The organism is Pantoea sp. X-Soil-YNGN-844 (genome assembly GCF_059730595.1).
The window spans coordinates 1-17300 of record NZ_AP036007.1 but is presented as its reverse complement, the minus strand read 5'-3'; the positions used below and the strand labels follow the sequence as shown (position 1 = coordinate 17300).

The window sequence follows — 17300 nt, the reverse complement described above, 5'->3', positions numbered from 1 at the left end:
GCGCCGCGCAGGGCCGCGCCGGAAGTTAACCGTGTTTACCTTTGGCGAAAATGACCCGCGCCACAATGTTCAGCAGCAGCACGCAGAGGGTAATGATCAGCACGCCCGCCCAGGCCAGGCTCTGCCATTCGGCGAACGGGCTCATGGCGAACTTAAAGATGGTGACCGGCAGGTTTGCCAGCGGCTGCATCATGTCGGTGCTCCAGAACTGGTTCGACAGCGCCGTAAACAGCAGCGGAGCCGTTTCCCCTGCGATGCGGGCAATCGCCAGCAGCACGCCGGTGATGATGCCGGAGACCGAGGCTTTCAGGGTGATGGCCGAGATCATCTTCCACTTCGGTGTGCCAAGCGCATAAGCCGCTTCACGCATGCTGTCTGGCACCAGCCGCAGCATATTTTCGGTGGTCCGAATCACAATCGGCACCTGCAGCAGCGCCAGCGCAATTACCCCGGCCCAGCCTGAGAAGTGCTGCATCTGCGACACGACCAGGGTGTAGACGAACAGGCCAACCACAATGGAGGGAGCTGAAAGCAGAATGTCATTAATAAAGCGTATTACTTCTGACAGGGCCGATTTGCGCCCATATTCCGCCAGATAGATCCCGGCCATGATGCCCAGCGGCGTGCCGAAAAAGGTCGACCAGAAAATCAGCAAGCCACTGCCCGCCAGGGCATTCGCCAGCCCGCCGCCCGCCGTATTCGGTGGTGGCGTTGATTCGGTGAACAGGGACCATGACAGCCCATCCACGCCACGCGATACGGTGGTGAAAAGGATCCACACCAGCCAGAACAGGCCAAACGCCATGGTCAGCAGCGACAGCGTCAGTGCAATTTTATTTTTCGTGCTGCGCCAGGACTGCATTTTACGACGTGATGCGTCCAGTTCGGCGCGCGCCTGAATTTCAATCGTGGTCATGAGCGCGCTCCTTCACTTTTCGCCAGTCGCATAATCATCAGCTTTGAAATGGCCAGTACGATAAAGGTAATCACAAACAGGATCAGGCCCAGCTCCATCAGCGCGGCGACATGGACACCCGATTCGGCTTCCGCAAATTCGTTGGCCAGCGCCGAGGTGATGCTGTTACCCGGCATAAACAGCGACGGGCTGTCGAGCTGGTAGGTGTTGCCGATAATAAAGGTCACTGCCATGGTCTCACCCAGCGCACGACCCAGTCCCAGCATCACGCCGCCAATCACGCCATTTTTGGTAAATGGCAGGACGATGCGCCAGATCACTTCCCAGGTGGTGCAGCCGATGCCGTAGGCTGACTCTTTCATCATTACCGGGGTCTGCTCAAAAACGTCGCGCATCACCGAGGCGATGTACGGGATGATCATGATCGCCAGAATCACTCCCGCCGCGAGGATACCGATACCGAAAGCGGGGCCGGAGAAGAGCTCGCCGACAATCGGAATACCCGACATCACATCGTTAACCGGCGTCTGGAAATATTCGGCAAACAGTGGCGCGAAGACAAACAGGCCCCACATGCCGTAAACAATGCTCGGAATTGCTGCCAGCAGCTCAATGGCGGTACCCAGCGGGCGACGCAGCCACCCTGGCGCGAGTTCAGTCAGGAACAGTGCGATACCAAAACTCACCGGCACGGCGATAATCAGGGCGATAATGGAGGTCACAAGGGTGCCGTAGATCGGAACCAGTGCGCCAAATTGTTCGTTGGGCGCATCCCAGGTTTTGGTCCACAAAAAGGCGAAACCAAACTTCTGGATGCTGGGCCACGAGGAGATGATCAGGGAGACAATAATGCCGCCCATCAGTAACAGCACAATCAGCGCAGCCAGCCTGACCAGCGCGCCAAAAATTCTGTCACCTTGTTTGCCTGGGGCTTTGAATGCCGGCTTCGTTGCAGCCATAGAAGTCTCAGTCTTCAGAAGTTATCAGGGCGGCATGAGCCGCCCGTTGGGTCTGACCGGACAGCCGTCCGGCCAGGGTCGGTCAATTACTGATAAAGCGCTTTACCAGAACTGTCTTTGATGTTGGCTTTCCAGGCGGCGCGAATCTGCTCGGTCACGCTCTCTGGCAGCGCAGCATAATCCAGCGCTGTGGCGGTTTTGCTGCCGCTTTTGTAAGCCCAGTCGAAGAACTTCAGCACTTCAGCGCCTTTGGCCGCATTCTCCTGATCTTTGTAGATCAGAATGAAGGTGGTTGAGGAGATTGGCCAGGCATTCGCGCCCTTCTGGAAGGTCAGATCCTGTGCGAACGATTTGCTCCAGTCAGCGCCTTTAGCGGCATTACTGAAGCTGGTTTCGCTCGGCGCGACCGCTTTACCATCGGCATCGATCAGTTTGGTGTAGGTCAGATTGTTCTGTTTGGCATAGGCGTATTCCACATAGCCGATTGAACCCGGCAGACGCTGAACAAATGCAGCGACGCCGTCGTTGCCTTTACCGCCCAGACCCACCGGCCAGTTAACGGTGTTGCCTTTACCGATTTTGCTGTTCCAGTCCTGGTTTACCTTCGCCAGATAGCTGGTGAAGACGAACGAGGTGCCTGAACCGTCAGCGCGACGCACCACGTTGATGTTGGTCTCTGGCAGTTTTACGCCCGGGTTAAGCTTGGCGATCGCCGGGTCGTTCCACTTTTTGATGGTGCCTAGGTAGATATCACCGACGGTTTTGCCATCCAGCGTCAGCTGACCTGACTTGATGCCCGGCAGGTTAACCGCCAGCACCACGCCACCGATCACGGTAGGGAACTGGAACAGACCATTTTTCTGCAGATCTTCATCTTTCATTGGCGCATCGGACGCACCAAAATCAACGGTTTTGGCGATGATCTGTTTGACGCCGCCAGATGAACCGATGCCCTGGTAGTTAATTTTGCTACCGGTGGCTTGCTGATATTCTGCTGCCCACTTGGCATAAACCGGCGCCGGGAACGTCCCGCCTGCACCAGTGAGATCGGTGGCCGCAAAAGCAGATACCGCGCTTACGGCGAAGGTGGTGGCGAGGATTCGGGCTACGGTGCTACGCATCAGTGTCATATTCCCTCCAGGGGAGAAAAGTCAGGCTAGGGGCCGTTTTAGTAAGAGTCTGTGATTGCTGCAGGAGGGAAAATAGGACAGTTTGATGACAGTGAAATGTACGAAATATGACAGTTATATGACAAAGGGCCAGAATGAAGTGGGCCCGCGACGGGGCCCACCAGGTTATTCCACGGTAACCGATTTCGCCAGGTTACGCGGCTGATCGACGTCGGTGCCTTTGATCAGGGCGACGTGATAAGAGAGTAACTGCAATGGCACGGTGTAGAAGATCGGCGCAATCACCTCTTCCACGTGCGGCAGCGGGATAATCTTCATCCCGTCACTGTCGCTGAAGCCCGCATCCTGATCGGCAAACACATAGAGCAGGCCGCCGCGTGCGCGCACCTCTTCGATGTTGGATTTCAGCTTCTCCAGCAGTTCGTTGTTAGGTGCCACTACGATCACCGGCATGTCCGCATCAATCAGCGCCAGCGGGCCATGTTTCAGCTCGCCTGCGGCGTAGGCTTCCGCATGAATGTAGGAGATCTCCTTGAGCTTCAGCGCCCCTTCCATAGCAATCGGGTATTGATCGCCACGGCCCAGGAACAGCGCGTGATGCTTGTCAGAGAAGCCTTCGGCCAGATTCTCAATCAGCTTATCCTGCGCCAGCATCTGCTCAATCCGGTTCGGCAACGCCTGCAGGGCATGAACGATCTCATGCTCAGTCTCCATAGACATCCCTTTCAGACGACCCAGTTTCGCCACCAGCATCAGCAGCACCGCTAACTGAGTGGTGAACGCTTTGGTGGAGGCGACGCCGATTTCGGTGCCCGCTTTGGTCATCAGTGCCAGGTCAGATTCCCGCACCAGTGACGAACCCGCCACGTTGCAGACCGCCAGCGACCCCAGGTACCCTAGCTCTTTCGAGAGACGCAGCGCTGCCAGGGTATCTGCCGTTTCACCCGACTGCGACAGGGTGATCAGCAAGCTGTTTTTCCGCACCGCTGACTTGCGATAGCGGAACTCTGAGGCGATCTCCACGTCACAGGGGATATTTGCCAGCGACTCAAACCAGTAGCGTGACACCATGCCGGAATTATAAGAGGTGCCGCAGGCGATAATCTGGATATGCTCCACCTGGCTCAGCAGCGCTTCTGCACCCGCGCCCAGTTCGCTGAGATCAACCTGACCCTGGCTGAAGCGCCCACTCAGGGTGCTTTTCAGCGCCATCGGCTGTTCATAGATCTCTTTCTGCATATAGTGACGGTAAATGCCTTTGTCACCGGCATCGTATTGCAGGTTCGATTCGATCTCGGCACGCGTCACGGTGTTGCCTTCACGGTCAATTATCGTGACATCACGACGGCTGATCTCGGCGATATCACCCTCTTCCAGATAGATGAAGCGGCGGGTCACCGGCAGCAGGGCCAGCTGATCGGAGGCGATAAAGTTTTCACCCATTCCACGGCCAATCACCAGCGGGCTGCCGGAACGGGCGGCCACCAGCAGTGACGGATCTCGGCTGTCCATAATGACCATGCCATAAGCACCGCGCAGCTGTGGGATCACTCGCAATACGACTTCGCGCAGCGAACCGCCCTGCTTCTGCTCCCAGTGAACCAGATGCGCCACCACTTCGGTGTCGGTTTCAGAGGCAAAGACGTAGCCGCGTTCGATCAGCTCAGCACGCAGCGGCTCATGGTTTTCGATGATGCCGTTGTGCACGATGATGATGTGCTCTGAGACGTGCGGATGCGCATTTGCTTCCGACGGCTCGCCATGGGTTGCCCAGCGCGTGTGCGCGATGCCGGTACCACCAATCAGCGGCTGCTGTTCAGCGGCTTCCGCCAGTTTCTGCACTTTCCCTAACCGCCGCAGGCGCGTGACGTGCCCCTGACGATCGACCACGGCCAGACCGGCCGAATCATATCCGCGATATTCAAGACGACGCAGACCTTCCAGCAGAATCTCTGCGATATCGCGTTGCGCTACTGCACCAACAATTCCACACATAATGATGTTTTCCTGACTACATGGCTTTTCGCCACTTCTGTTGTCATGCGACCTGATATCCGGCTTTGCCGGTTCCCCGAGCCTTGTAGAGAGTGGGGATTATAGTTTTGGCACTGCACTGCATCGGCCCGCATAAAGCGGGCCGTTAAAAATTTTATTTTTTCTTCACCGGACGCTGCCAGTCCGCTTTGTGATTCTGCTCTTTACGGTTATAGACCAGACCGGCTTCGGTCACATCTTTCATGATGGTGGTACCTGCCGCAATGGTAGTGCCTGCTGCGACGCTGACCGGAGCCACCAGTTGCGTATCTGAGCCTACAAATACGTCATCGCCTATCACGGTTTTGAATTTGTTCGCGCCATCGTAGTTGCAGGTAATGGTGCCTGCACCGATGTTCACGTTGTCGCCAATCTCCGCATCGCCAAGATAGGAGAGGTGACCCGCTTTCGATCCCTTGCCCAGACGCGCTTTCTTCATTTCGACGAAATTGCCCACGTGAGCGGCGTGCGCCAGCTCACTGCCAGGACGCAGACGGGCAAAGGGTCCGACGGTACAGGCGGTAGCGAGATGAGCATCCTCGATCACCGTATAGGGGCTGATTTCACAATCATCGCCGATCACGCTGTTTTTGATGATGCAGCCCGCGCCGATTTTGACGCGCGAGCCCAGCGTGACCTGGCCTTCAATAATGACGTTAGTGTCGATTTCGACATCCCGCCCATGTGTCAGCGTCCCGCGCAGGTCAAACCGTGCCGGATCGCGCAGCATCACGCCGGCCAGCAGCAGTTTTTCCGCCTGTTCAGCCTGGTAAGTGCGTTCTAATGTCGCCAGCTGCAGACGGTTATTCACGCCATCGGTTTCACTGATGCGTGCCGGATGAACCGCATTGATCACCCGACCTTCCTGATGCGCCAGCGCGATAATATCGGTGATGTAATACTCACCCTGTGCATTGTTGTTAGTGAGCTGTGACAGCCAGCGTTTTAAATCGCCGCCGTTGGCGATCAGAATACCAGTGTTAATCTCTTTAATGGTGAGCTGCGCCGGGGTGGCATCTTTCTGTTCGATAATGCCGGTGATGGTGTCGTTCTCGCGCACAATGCGGCCATAGCCGGTCGGGTCATCCAGTACCACGGTCAGTAAGCCGATGCCACCCTGCGGTTTTGCTTCGCGCAGGCGCTGTAATGTCGCCTGAGTAATCAGCGGCACGTCGCCGTAAAGCATCATGATATCTTCATCATCGGCAAAAGCAGGGGCGGCCTGCTGCATGGCGTGGCCAGTGCCGAGCTGCTCGGCCTGCAGCACCCAGTTCAGCGTGCTGTCGGTAAGTGTCGCTTTCAGGCGGTCACCGCCGTGACCATAAACCAGATGCACCTGCTGTGCGCCCAGCCCTTTGGCAGCATCGATCACGTGCTGAACCATCGGTTTGCCTGCCAGCGTATGCAGAACTTTAGGCAGATCGGAATACATACGGGTGCCCTTGCCAGCAGCAAGAATCACCACACTCATCGCACTGTTAGACATAACTATCCTGAGTGAATTTTTACGGGTGAAAGTAAAACGGTTTGGGGTTGAGATTACTACATTTTTCTCAGGCCGAAATTAGGCGGACAGGCAGATCGGGCGCCGCAGGCAAAAAAAATGCCAGCCCGAGGGCTGGCATTTCGTGACGCATAAAGCTGGATTACATCGCTTTTTTGGTCAGTTCGATCACGCGCAGTTTAGCAATGGCTTTCGCCAGCTCGGCAGAGGCCTGAGCGTAGTCCACGTCGCCGTGGCTGCTGTTCATGTGCTCTTCTGCTTTGCGTTTTGCTTCCAGAGCACGCGCTTCGTCAAGATCGGTACCGCGAATCGCGGTATCGGCCAGAACGGTGCTGCTGCCCGGTTGCACTTCCAGCACGCCGCCAGAGAGGTAGATATACTCCTCTTCGCCGTGCTGTTTCACGATACGGATCATTCCAGGCTTAATGGCAGTCAGCAGCGGCGCATGGCCAGGGAAAATCCCCAGTTCACCTTCGCTACCTGACACCTGAATTTTCTGTACCAGACCAGAGAACAACTGCTCCTCTGCGCTGACCACATCCAGGTGATAAGTCATAGCCATAATCTTCCTCCCGGGAAACCGTTATTACAGTTTCTTCGCTTTTTCCACGGCTTCTTCGATGGCACCAACCATGTAGAAGGCCTGCTCTGGCAGGTGGTCAAACTCACCTTCCATGATGCCTTTAAAGCCACGGATAGTGTCTTTCAGCGTAACGTATTTGCCCGGTGAACCGGTGAATACTTCCGCAACGAAGAACGGCTGAGACAGGAAGCGCTGAATCTTACGCGCACGTGCCACCAGCAGTTTGTCTTCTTCAGACAGCTCATCCATACCGAGGATGGCGATGATGTCTTTCAGTTCCTGATAACGCTGCAGCAGTGACTGAACGCCACGCGCAACATCATAGTGTTCCTGACCGACAACCAGCGGATCCAGCTGACGGCTGGTAGAGTCCAGCGGGTCAACGGCCGGGTAGATACCCAGAGAAGCGATCTGACGGCTCAGCGTTACCGTTGAGTCTAAGTGCGCAAAGGTGGTTGCTGGTGACGGGTCAGTCAGGTCATCCGCAGGGACGTAAACGGCCTGTACGGAGGTGATTGAACCGGTCTTGGTGGAGGTAATACGCTCCTGCAACACACCCATCTCTTCTGCCAGCGTTGGCTGGTAACCTACCGCAGATGGCATACGACCCAGCAGTGCAGAAACTTCTGTACCGGCCAGGGTATAACGGTAGATGTTATCGATGAACAGCAGAACGTCGCGGCCTTCATCACGGAATTTTTCCGCCATGGTCAGACCGGTCAGTGCAACGCGCAGACGGTTACCCGGCGGCTCGTTCATCTGGCCATAGACCAGCGCAACTTTATCGATAACGTTTGAGTCAGTCATTTCGTGGTAGAAGTCGTTACCCTCACGAGTACGCTCACCCACACCGGCAAACACAGAGTAACCTGAGTGTTCAGCCGCGATGTTACGGATCAGTTCCATCATGTTGACGGTTTTACCGACACCCGCACCACCGAACAGACCCACTTTACCGCCTTTGGCAAACGGACACATCAGGTCGATAACCTTGATGCCGGTTTCCAGCAGTTCCTGCGAGTTAGACTGATCTTCATAAGAAGGCGCTGCGCGGTGAATAGAGGCGATCTCTACTGCACTGCCGTCTTCTTCTTTCAGCTCGCCTTTCATGTCGATTGGCTCGCCGAGAACGTTCATGATACGGCCCAGGGTCGCTTTACCGACCGGAACCTGAATGGGTTTCTGCAGGTCGTTGACGTTCAGACCACGCTTCAGGCCGTCAGACGTACCCATTGCGATGGTACGAACTACGCCGCCGCCGAGCTGCTGCTGTACTTCCAGCACCAGACGCGCATCACCATTCATCACCTCGAGGGCGCTGTACACTTGCGGTACCGCGTCCTGAGGGAATTCGACGTCAACAACGGCGCCGATAATCTGGACAATCTTTCCAGTTGCCATCTTGAATCCTCTACCTAATTCCAAACCTGGTTAAACCGCGGAGGCCCCCGAGACGATCTCGGTAAGTTCCTGGGTGATGCTGGCCTGACGAGCTTTGTTGTATACCAACTGCAGCTCTTTGATCAGATTTCCGCCGTTGTCGGTTGCGGCTTTCATCGCCACCATACGTGCAGCCTGCTCACTGGCCAGATTTTCCACCACACCCTGATAAACCTGCGATTCGACATAACGACGCAGCAGGGTATCCAGCAGCGCTTTCGGATCGGGTTCGTACAGGTAATCCCAGGTCTTCGCCTTCATCTCTTCTTCACCTTCCGCTGGCGCTAACGGCAGCAGTTGGGTGATGGTCGGAGTCTGAGACATGGTGTTATTGAATTTGTTACTGACGATCATCAGTTTGTCGATGCGGCCTTCATCATAAGCCTGCAACATCACTTTTACCGGGCCAATCAGATCAGACAGGGCAGGTTTATCGCCCATGCCGCTGACTTGCGCCACAATGTTGCCACCCACAGCACTGAAGAATGACGCCCCTTTTGAACCGATAATCGACAGATCGCTCTGCACGCCTTTATCGGACCAGGACTTCATATCCGCCAGTAATTTTTTGAACAGGTTAATGTTCAAACCACCACAAAGCCCGCGGTCTGTAGAAACGACCAGGTAGCCGACGCGCTTGACGTCGCGCTGTTCCAGGTAAGGGTGCTTGTATTCCAGATTACCCAACGCAAGGTGACCAATCACTTTGCGCATGGTGTCTGCATACGGACGGCTGGCCGCCATGCGTTCCTGCGTTTTACGCATCTTGGAGGCGGCGACCATTTCCATCGCTTTGGTGATCTTCTGCGTGTTTTTCACGCTTCCAATCTTGCTTCGTATCTCTTTTGCGCCGGCCATTAGCTTCTCCTCAAAGCCTTGCGGCCTGCCTTTTCAGACAAGCCGCCAGACATTACCAGGACTGGGTTGCTTTAAACGTATCGATCAGGCCTTTCAGCTTCGCTTCGATATCGTTGTTAAAGTTACCCGACTGGTTGATTTCAGCCATCAGCTCAGCGTGGTCGCGATCGGCGAAGGCCAGCAGTGCAGCTTCGAAGCTGCCAATTTTTGCCAGTTCAACGTCGTTCAGGTAGCCACGCTCTGCAGCGAACAGAACCAGACCCTGCTGCGCGACAGACATCGGCGCATACTGTTTCTGCTTCAGCAGCTCGGTCACTTTCTGACCATGGCTCAGCTGTTTGCGGGTGGCATCATCCAGATCAGATGCGAACTGCGAGAACGCCGCCAGTTCACGATACTGTGCCAGCGCGGTACGGATACCACCGGACAGTTTCTTGATGATCTTGGTCTGTGCAGCACCACCTACGCGGGATACCGAAATACCTGGGTTAACGGCCGGACGAATACCGGAGTTAAACAGGTTCGATTCCAGGAAGATCTGACCATCAGTAATCGAGATTACGTTGGTCGGAACGAACGCAGAAACGTCGCCCGCCTGAGTTTCGATGATCGGCAGCGCGGTCAGTGAACCGGTTTTACCTGTCACTGCGCCATTGGTGAAACGTTCTACATAATCAGCGCTCACGCGTGATGCACGTTCCAGCAGACGGGAGTGGAGATAGAACACGTCGCCAGGGAACGCTTCACGGCCTGGTGGACGACGCAGCAGCAGAGAGATTTGACGGTAAGCGATAGCCTGCTTGGAGAGGTCATCGTATACGATCAGCGCGTCTTCACCACGGTCACGGAAGTATTCGCCCATCGCACAACCTGCGTACGGAGAGAGATACTGCAGTGCAGCTGATTCAGAAGCAGACGCCACAACAACGATGGTGTTCTGCAGTGCGCCATGCTCTTCCAGCTTACGAACCACGTTAGAGATGGTTGAGGCTTTCTGACCAATCGCAACGTAGACACACTTGATGCCTGAATCGCGCTGGTTGATGATCGCATCGATCGCCATCGCGGTTTTACCGGTCTGACGGTCACCGATGATCAGCTCACGCTGGCCACGACCGATTGGAATCATTGCATCGACCGACTTATAACCGGTCTGAACCGGCTGGTCGACTGACTGACGGTCGATAACGCCAGGTGCAATCACTTCGACCGGTGAGAAACCGTCGTTGTCGATTGCGCCTTTACCGTCGATTGGCGCACCCAGGGTGTTCACAACGCGGCCCAGCAGGCCACGGCCTACCGGTACTTCAAGAATACGGCCAGTACACTTAACCTTCATGCCTTCGGCGAGGTCAGCGTAAGGACCCATCACCACTGCACCAACCGAGTCACGCTCGAGGTTCAGGGCGATAGCGTAACGGTTACCCGGCAGGGCAATCATCTCACCCTGCATCACATCGGCCAGGCCGTGTACGCGGATGATACCGTCACTTACAGAAACAATCGTACCTTCGTTGTGAGCTTCACTCACGACATTGAACTGAGCAATGCGCTGCTTGATCAGTTCGCTGATTTCGGTGGAATTCAGTTGCATATGCTCCAGTCCCCTTAAGACTGCAAGACGTCAGCCAGACGGTCAAGACGGCCGCGTACGCTGCCATCAATAACCAGATCACCCGAACGGATGATCACGCCTGCCATCACAGACTTATCAATTTTGCAATTCAGCTTAACTTTGCGTAACAGACGTTTTTCCATCGCGGCGCTGATTTTATTCAGCTGGTCGTCACTCAGCGTACTGGCGGAGATAACATCAACTTCAGCGGTGGCTTCATGAGCGTCACGCAGTTCGATGTATTGGGCCAGTACAGCCGGAAGCGCTGTCAAACGTCCGTTTTCCGCCATCACCTTAATCAGGTTCTGCGCGGGTTCATCCAGTTGATCACCACAGACTGCGTTAAACGACGCTGCCAGCGCTTCAGGTGCTAATGCACCGGAGAGAAGATCAGCCATCTGTTCATTGCGAGCCACTTCTGCGGCAAACGCCAGCATCTGTTGCCAGCGTTCTATACTTTGATGCTCAACAGCAAAGTCAAAAGCTGCTTTGGCGTAGGGGCGAGCTACAGTAATCAGATCAGACATCAGCCCCTCCCTCCTTACAGTTCAGCGACCAGTTTATCAACGATGTCGCTGTTAGCAGCTTCATCCACGGAGCGTTCGATGATCTTCTCGGCGCCAGCCATAGCCAGCAACGCAACCTGCTTACGCAGTTCTTCACGTGCACGTTTACGTTCGGCATCAATTTCAGCCTGCGCTTGTGTCACGATGCGATTACGTTCGTTTTCAGCTTCGGTTTTCGCTTCGTCCAGAATCTGCGCGCGACGCTTGTTCGCTTGCTCGATAATGACCTGAGCGTCTTCTTTGGCTTTTTTCAGCTGGTCGGTCGCATTAGCCTGCGCGAGATCCAAATCTTTCTTTGCACGTTCAGCAGAAGCAAGGCCTTCAGCAATTTCTTTCTGGCGCTTTTCGATAGCAGCCATGAGCGGCGGCCATACGTACTTCATGCAGAACGCGACAAACAGGATGAACGCGATAGCCTGGCCGAGGATTGTTGCATTAATGTTCACAGCACAATGCCTCTAGATTGAGTATTTAACTTTTCTGCCGTTATCGTTGTGATAAGCGGCAGAATCCGTTCACCCCTGCACATTGTGCGCTGAGTGAACACAGGGCTTTAGGCGACAGCAAACATCACGTACAGACCCAGACCAACAGCGATCATCGGGATTGCATCCACCAGACCCATTACAACAAAGAACTGCGTACGCAGCAGAGGAATCAGGTCAGGCTGACGAGCAGCGCCTTCCAGGAATTTTCCTCCGAGGATGCCGATACCGATCGCAGCACCGATTGCCGCCAGGCCCATCATCACAGCGGCAGCCATGTACAGCAGATCCATATTCAGGTTTTCCATGACAGTCTCCAGTTTGTTTCAGTTAAATGCTCCCTTCATCTTCCGGGCTTCAGCGGAGTACGCTGCAACCCGGAATCAAGAGGGAAAGTAGTGTTGAGAAAAAAATCAATGCTCTTCAGATGCCATCGACAGATAGACAATCGTGAGGACCATGAAAATGAAAGCCTGTAGCGAAATGATCAGGATGTGGAAAATGGCCCACGGCACATTCAGCACCCACTGCGACCACCACGGCAACAGACCGGCAATAAGGATAAAGATCAGTTCACCCGCATACATGTTACCGAACAGTCGTAAACCCAGTGACACAGGCTTAGACAGAAGGCTCACACCTTCCAGAATCAGGTTGATCGGGATGAAGATCGGGTGGTTAAAAGGCTGCAGCGTCAGCTCTTTCGTGAAGCCGCCAATGCCTTTCATTTTGATGCTGTAGAACAGAATCAAAATAAATACGCCCAACGCCATAGATAGCGTGATGTTCACGTCTGCAGACGGTACGACGCGCAGCGCCGGTAACCCCAATACGTGCTCACCAATATATGGCAGCAGGTCGATTGGCAGCAGATCCATGAAGTTCATCAGGAAGACCCAGACAAAAATTGTCAGAGCCAGCGGGGCGATAAGTTTGCTCTTACCGTGATACATGTCGCGCACGTTACTATCAACGAAACCGACAACCAGTTCGATAGCCGCCTGCATTTTCCCTGGTACACCGCTGGTAGCAGACTTCGCCACGCTACGGAACAACACCAGGAAGATGATTCCCAGCACCATAGAGAAAAACATGGAATCGATATTTAATACCCAGAACGTCGCGGGAGCGTCGTGCGGATTCACTAACTCGAAGGTACGCAGGTCCAACTGAAGATGAGTCAGGTGGTGACCAATGTACTCTTGCGGAGTAGAGATTTCTCCTGCAGCCATGATGCCTCTTACCCTTTGTTGTTAATTACCGCCGGTGCCAGCATTTGAACCACCAGCACCGATAACCAGGTTATTCCGACCGGCCAGAAGACCGCCCCGAACAGACCCAACGCCACAATGAGCAAAATGATGGTCGCAAACACTTTAGCAATTTCACCTAAAGCGAAGCTCCACGCGACTCGCCCCGAAGCGGGGGGTTGCCCCTGCAGGCGCCAGGCTAAAAACAAAAACAATACGTTTGGCAGCCAGGCTGCCGCTCCGCCAGCAAGAGCAGAGACACCCCAGGTGACATCTTTAGCAGCAAAGAGTCCGCCGATGATGACTATCGTCACCAGCTGAATCATCAGCACCGTTCGGGCGAATTTTACACTGTAAAGAGACACTGACATGACGCTGATACTCTCCTGCCCCGTTAGGGGTATGTCGCGTGTCGTATAAGACTGCCTTTGCGCAGTTGAGTCAAGCAGCAAAAGCCGTGCAAATTATACGGGCCGCACCTGCGATTTCAATCGGTAAGTAGCGAAAAGGTGAACAATTATTTAAATTTCTTTCCGGAGGGCTATTTTTCCAAAGATTACCCTGCAGAGATTCACCCGAATCTGACTGAAAATTCACTCGCATCTTGCTTTTAAAGCGTGCTTTAGATCACATAATAAGCACTCACACGACATTGAGTTTTATCTGCAGTCTATTTAAGAACAATCTGCAAAACAGATTAACCCTTTAAAATCAGAACATTGAAATTACAAAAATGTGTCCGCAAGACTATTTTCACAGAAAACACGCTATTGACATCGAACTGTGCATGAGAATCGTGAAATTGATATTACGTACGCAAAGTTATTACCACGATATATTTTCCGGCGTGACTACTTTTATTCCGCGACCCGCCTATACAAGTGATATTTCTGATAACTGAATGTGAATTAATCGTTAAATGTAACAGAGCTTTTCGGATAATTTCCGTCTCCGTTTTTAACCTTCGCTCGGCCAGGGCTTAATCAAAATCTTTAATTGATAGCGCATCATCTGCACTTTTTTCATCCATATCCTGATAAAAACCCTGTCAGATAAGCGTTAAATTTCTGAAAACTTAGGCCTACTGGTGACGAATAATGACCAGATGACGGTCACCTTCCAGCTGAGGCACCTGCAGCTTTATCACTGCATCGGAGACATAGCCAGCGGGCAACTCAGCCATTTCATCGTCCGGACGGACACCTTTGAGCGCATAAAAGCGCCCTTCCCCGCCAGGCAGATGGTGACACCAGTTCACCATGTCGGTCAGCGAGGCGAATGCACGGCTGATGACGCCATCAAAGGGTGGCTCAGCCGGGAACGCCTCAACCCGGCTCTGTACCGGAGTAATGTTAGTGAGTCCTAACTCATGCTGAACCTGACGCAGGAAGCGCACCCGCTTGCCCAGACTGTCGAGCAGCGTAAAGTGCGCTTCGGGCATCACGATAGCCAGCGGAATGCCAGGCAGACCGGGACCGGTTCCGACATCAATAAAACGCGAACCTTTCAGATGCGGCGCCACCACAATGCTGTCGAGGATATGGCGAACCAGCATCTGCTGCGGATCGCGCACGGATGTCAGATTGTAGGCTTTGTTCCACTTATCCAGCAGGCCGACATAGGCAACCAGCTGCTGTTTTTGTTGATCGGAGAGAGAAATACCGGCTGCCTTTAGCAGCGACGTGAGTGAGTTAATCACAGCATAAGTCCATTCAGCGGGGGCAAGTCGCCTCGCCCCGTATCAGATCAGGCGCTTTTACGCAGCAGACCCTGTTTTTTCAGATAGATCAGCAGAATCGAGATGGCCGCCGGGGTAATACCAGAGATGCGTGTTGCCTGACCAATCGACACGGGTTTGTGATCGTTCAGCTTGGCAATCACCTCGTTCGAGAGACCGTTCACCTGGCGATAGTCGAGTTCCACCGGCAGCAGCGTATTCTCATTACGCAGCTGGCGATCAATCTCTTCCTGCTGACGCGCGATATACCCTTCATATTTGACCTGAATCTCAACCTGCTCTGCGGCCTGTTCATCAGCCAGTGCCGGACCAAAGGCTTCCAGCGTCATCAGCTTCAGATAGGTCAGCTCAGGACGGCGCAGCAAATCTTCACCGCTCGCTTCTTTAGTCAGCGGTGCGCTGAGTACCGTGTTCACTTCCGTCACATGCTCTGACTTCGGATGAACCCAGATATCGCGCAGGCGCTGACGCTCCTGTTCAATCGCTTCCAGCTTCTGATTGAAACGCGCCCAGCGCGCATCATCCACCAGGCCCAGTTCACGGCCGGTTTCGGTCAGGCGCAGGTCAGCATTGTCTTCGCGCAGCATCAGGCGGTATTCCGCACGGGAGGTAAACATCCGGTACGGCTCTTTGGTGCCAAGTGTGCAGAGGTCATCCACCAGTACGCCGAGATAAGCCTGATCACGACGCGGTGCCCAGCCCTCTTTGTCGGCAGACTGACGGGCCGCATTCAGACCGGCCAGCATTCCCTGCGCAGCCGCTTCTTCGTAGCCGGTTGTGCCGTTGATCTGTCCGGCAAAGAACAGGCCGTGAATAAATTTACTTTCCAGCGTCGGTTTGAGATCGCGCGGATCGAAGAAGTCATACTCAATGGCATAACCCGGACGCACGATCTTCGCATTCTCCATGCCCTGCATCGACCGGACGATCTGAATCTGCACGTCAAACGGCAGACTGGTCGAGATACCGTTCGGGTAGATCTCATTGCTGGTCAGTCCTTCCGGCTCCAGGAAGATCTGATGCGAGTTGCGATCGGCAAAACGCATCACTTTGTCTTCGATCGACGGGCAGTAGCGTGGGCCGATCCCTTCAATGATCCCGGCGTACATCGGGCTGCGATCCAGGTTATTGCGGATCACCTCATGGGTTTTCTCGTTGGTATGCGTGATCCAGCACGGCACCTGCTGCGGATGCTGAGAGGCATTGCCCATAAACGAGAAGACCGGCATCGGGTTATCACCGTGCTGCGGGCTGAGCACTGAAAAATCGATGGTGCGCGCATCGATACGCGGTGGCGTACCGGTCTTGAGGCGGTTTACCCGCAGCGGCAGCGCACGCAGTCGTTTTGCCAGTGGAATAGACGGGGGATCGCCAGCGCGACCGCCGCTGTAGTTGTCCAGACCGATATGAATTTTGCCGTCAAGGAATGTTCCGACGGTAAGAACAACGGTTTTCGCGCGAAACTTTAGTCCCATCTGAGTGACGGCACCCACGACACGATCGTTTTCCACGATAAGATCGTCGACCGCCTGCTGGAAGATCATCAGATTGGGCTGATTCTCCAGTGCCGTACGCACCGCCTGGCGATAAAGCACGCGATCGGCCTGAGCACGGGTCGCCCGTACTGCCGGGCCTTTGCTGGCGTTTAGTATCCTGAACTGAATACCCGCCTGGTCAATCGCACTGGCCATCAGACCACCCAGGGCATCCACTTCCTTTACCAAATGTCCTTTGCCAATACCACCAATCGCCGGGTTACAGGACATTTGTCCAAGCGTATCAATGTTATGGGTGAGTAACAGGGTTTGCTGACCCATTCGGGCTGCCGCCATTGCGGCTTCGGTGCCCGCATGACCACCACCAATTACGATGACGTCAAAAGGATCCTGATAAAACATGAAGTGGTACCTCGGTTGATGAACTTGCAGGATCGTCGTCCTGGGGCGTGGATTCTACTCAAATTCCGTCTGGGGTGAAAGCCGCGGGATCGTCCGGTTTTAAAAGAAAGGATCTTAGATCTGTATATGATCTTTCTGTTAGATCTCTTATTAGGATCCCGGTTTTCTGTGGATATGTGGCAGAAGCACAGCAGAAACAACAGGATGAAGAGGATCACTAGCTGTGAGTGATCGGTGATCCTGATCCGTATAAGCTGGGATCAAAAGCCGTTGTTATCCACAGCTCAAAAATCGCTCTTCGCTTATTATTTGGATAACTACCGG

The 17300-nt window shown here is 54.2% G+C and carries 16 protein-coding genes; all 16 read right to left on the bottom strand.

Features of this window, described 5'->3' with window-relative positions:
• Positions 1–25: 25 nt before the first annotated feature.
• Positions 26–916 carry a phosphate ABC transporter permease PstA gene (gene pstA, locus AC6I8C_RS00080; RefSeq protein ID WP_013359567.1) on the bottom strand — a complete coding sequence of 297 codons (891 nt, stop codon included), beginning with the start codon at positions 914–916 and terminating at the stop codon, positions 26–28.
• Entirely contained in the window at positions 913–1875 is a 963-nt protein-coding gene (gene pstC, locus AC6I8C_RS00075) for a phosphate ABC transporter permease PstC (protein WP_013359566.1), read from the bottom strand. Before pstC ends, pstA begins: the two co-directional genes overlap by 4 nt.
• Before the next feature lie 86 nt (positions 1876–1961).
• Entirely contained in the window at positions 1962–3005 is a 1044-nt protein-coding gene (gene pstS, locus AC6I8C_RS00070) for a phosphate ABC transporter substrate-binding protein PstS (protein ID WP_497821261.1), read from the bottom strand.
• Positions 3006–3170: 165 nt separating this feature from the next.
• Positions 3171–5000, bottom strand: a complete 1830-nt coding sequence (glmS, locus tag AC6I8C_RS00065) for a glutamine--fructose-6-phosphate transaminase (isomerizing) (RefSeq protein ID WP_497821260.1) — start codon at positions 4998–5000, stop codon at positions 3171–3173.
• 154 nt (positions 5001–5154) lie between these two features.
• Positions 5155–6525: a bifunctional UDP-N-acetylglucosamine diphosphorylase/glucosamine-1-phosphate N-acetyltransferase GlmU gene (gene glmU / locus AC6I8C_RS00060; protein WP_497821259.1), complete on the bottom strand. Its 1371-nt coding sequence runs from the start codon at positions 6523–6525 to the stop codon at positions 5155–5157.
• Positions 6526–6685: 160 nt separating this feature from the next.
• Positions 6686–7105 carry a F0F1 ATP synthase subunit epsilon gene (locus AC6I8C_RS00055; protein WP_008926374.1) on the bottom strand — a complete coding sequence of 140 codons (420 nt, stop codon included), beginning with the start codon at positions 7103–7105 and terminating at the stop codon, positions 6686–6688.
• Between the two features lie 24 nt (positions 7106–7129).
• Positions 7130–8527 (bottom strand): F0F1 ATP synthase subunit beta, encoded by a 1398-nt coding sequence (atpD, locus tag AC6I8C_RS00050; RefSeq protein WP_008926373.1) that lies wholly within the window; start codon positions 8525–8527, stop codon positions 7130–7132.
• Between the two features lie 30 nt (positions 8528–8557).
• Positions 8558–9424, bottom strand: coding sequence for a F0F1 ATP synthase subunit gamma (atpG, locus tag AC6I8C_RS00045; protein WP_003849534.1), 867 nt, complete (start codon positions 9422–9424; stop codon positions 8558–8560).
• A 52-nt stretch (positions 9425–9476) separates the two neighbouring features.
• Positions 9477–11018 carry a F0F1 ATP synthase subunit alpha gene (gene atpA / locus AC6I8C_RS00040; RefSeq protein ID WP_003849532.1) on the bottom strand — a complete coding sequence of 514 codons (1542 nt, stop codon included), beginning with the start codon at positions 11016–11018 and terminating at the stop codon, positions 9477–9479.
• A gap of 14 nt (positions 11019–11032) precedes the next feature.
• Entirely contained in the window at positions 11033–11566 is a 534-nt protein-coding gene (gene atpH / locus AC6I8C_RS00035; protein ID WP_497821258.1) for a F0F1 ATP synthase subunit delta, read from the bottom strand.
• Positions 11567–11580: 14 nt separating this feature from the next.
• On the bottom strand, positions 11581–12051 hold the full coding sequence (gene atpF, locus AC6I8C_RS00030; protein ID WP_003849528.1) for a F0F1 ATP synthase subunit B: 471 nt from the start codon (positions 12049–12051) through the stop codon (positions 11581–11583).
• 107 nt (positions 12052–12158) lie between these two features.
• Entirely contained in the window at positions 12159–12398 is a 240-nt protein-coding gene (gene atpE, locus AC6I8C_RS00025; protein ID WP_003849523.1) for a F0F1 ATP synthase subunit C, read from the bottom strand.
• A 105-nt stretch (positions 12399–12503) separates the two neighbouring features.
• Positions 12504–13322 (bottom strand): F0F1 ATP synthase subunit A, encoded by an 819-nt coding sequence (gene atpB / locus AC6I8C_RS00020; RefSeq protein ID WP_003849506.1) that lies wholly within the window; start codon positions 13320–13322, stop codon positions 12504–12506.
• Positions 13323–13330: 8 nt separating this feature from the next.
• Positions 13331–13711 (bottom strand): F0F1 ATP synthase subunit I, encoded by a 381-nt coding sequence (gene atpI, locus AC6I8C_RS00015; RefSeq protein WP_497821257.1) that lies wholly within the window; start codon positions 13709–13711, stop codon positions 13331–13333.
• Positions 13712–14421: 710 nt separating this feature from the next.
• A complete protein-coding gene (gene rsmG, locus AC6I8C_RS00010) occupies positions 14422–15039 on the bottom strand; it encodes a 16S rRNA (guanine(527)-N(7))-methyltransferase RsmG (protein ID WP_497821256.1) in 618 nt (205 codons plus the stop codon).
• A gap of 47 nt (positions 15040–15086) precedes the next feature.
• Entirely contained in the window at positions 15087–16976 is a 1890-nt protein-coding gene (mnmG, locus tag AC6I8C_RS00005; protein WP_497821255.1) for a tRNA uridine-5-carboxymethylaminomethyl(34) synthesis enzyme MnmG, read from the bottom strand.
• Between the last annotated feature and the right edge of the window lie 324 nt (positions 16977–17300).

Coding starts and splice junctions, on each gene's coding strand:
- pstA (WP_013359567.1), bottom strand. CDS start 916: ATGACCACGATTGAAATTCAGGCGCGCGCCGAACTGGACGCATCACGT.
- pstC (WP_013359566.1), bottom strand. CDS start 1,875: ATGGCTGCAACGAAGCCGGCATTCAAAGCCCCAGGCAAACAAGGTGAC.
- pstS (WP_497821261.1), bottom strand. CDS start 3,005: ATGACACTGATGCGTAGCACCGTAGCCCGAATCCTCGCCACCACCTTC.
- glmS (WP_497821260.1), bottom strand. CDS start 5,000: ATGTGTGGAATTGTTGGTGCAGTAGCGCAACGCGATATCGCAGAGATT.
- glmU (WP_497821259.1), bottom strand. CDS start 6,525: ATGTCTAACAGTGCGATGAGTGTGGTGATTCTTGCTGCTGGCAAGGGC.
- AC6I8C_RS00055 (WP_008926374.1), bottom strand. CDS start 7,105: ATGGCTATGACTTATCACCTGGATGTGGTCAGCGCAGAGGAGCAGTTG.
- atpD (WP_008926373.1), bottom strand. CDS start 8,527: ATGGCAACTGGAAAGATTGTCCAGATTATCGGCGCCGTTGTTGACGTC.
- atpG (WP_003849534.1), bottom strand. CDS start 9,424: ATGGCCGGCGCAAAAGAGATACGAAGCAAGATTGGAAGCGTGAAAAAC.
- atpA (WP_003849532.1), bottom strand. CDS start 11,018: ATGCAACTGAATTCCACCGAAATCAGCGAACTGATCAAGCAGCGCATT.
- atpH (WP_497821258.1), bottom strand. CDS start 11,566: ATGTCTGATCTGATTACTGTAGCTCGCCCCTACGCCAAAGCAGCTTTT.
- atpE (WP_003849523.1), bottom strand. CDS start 12,398: ATGGAAAACCTGAATATGGATCTGCTGTACATGGCTGCCGCTGTGATG.
- atpB (WP_003849506.1), bottom strand. CDS start 13,322: ATGGCTGCAGGAGAAATCTCTACTCCGCAAGAGTACATTGGTCACCAC.
- atpI (WP_497821257.1), bottom strand. CDS start 13,711: ATGTCAGTGTCTCTTTACAGTGTAAAATTCGCCCGAACGGTGCTGATG.
- mnmG (WP_497821255.1), bottom strand. CDS start 16,976: ATGTTTTATCAGGATCCTTTTGACGTCATCGTAATTGGTGGTGGTCAT.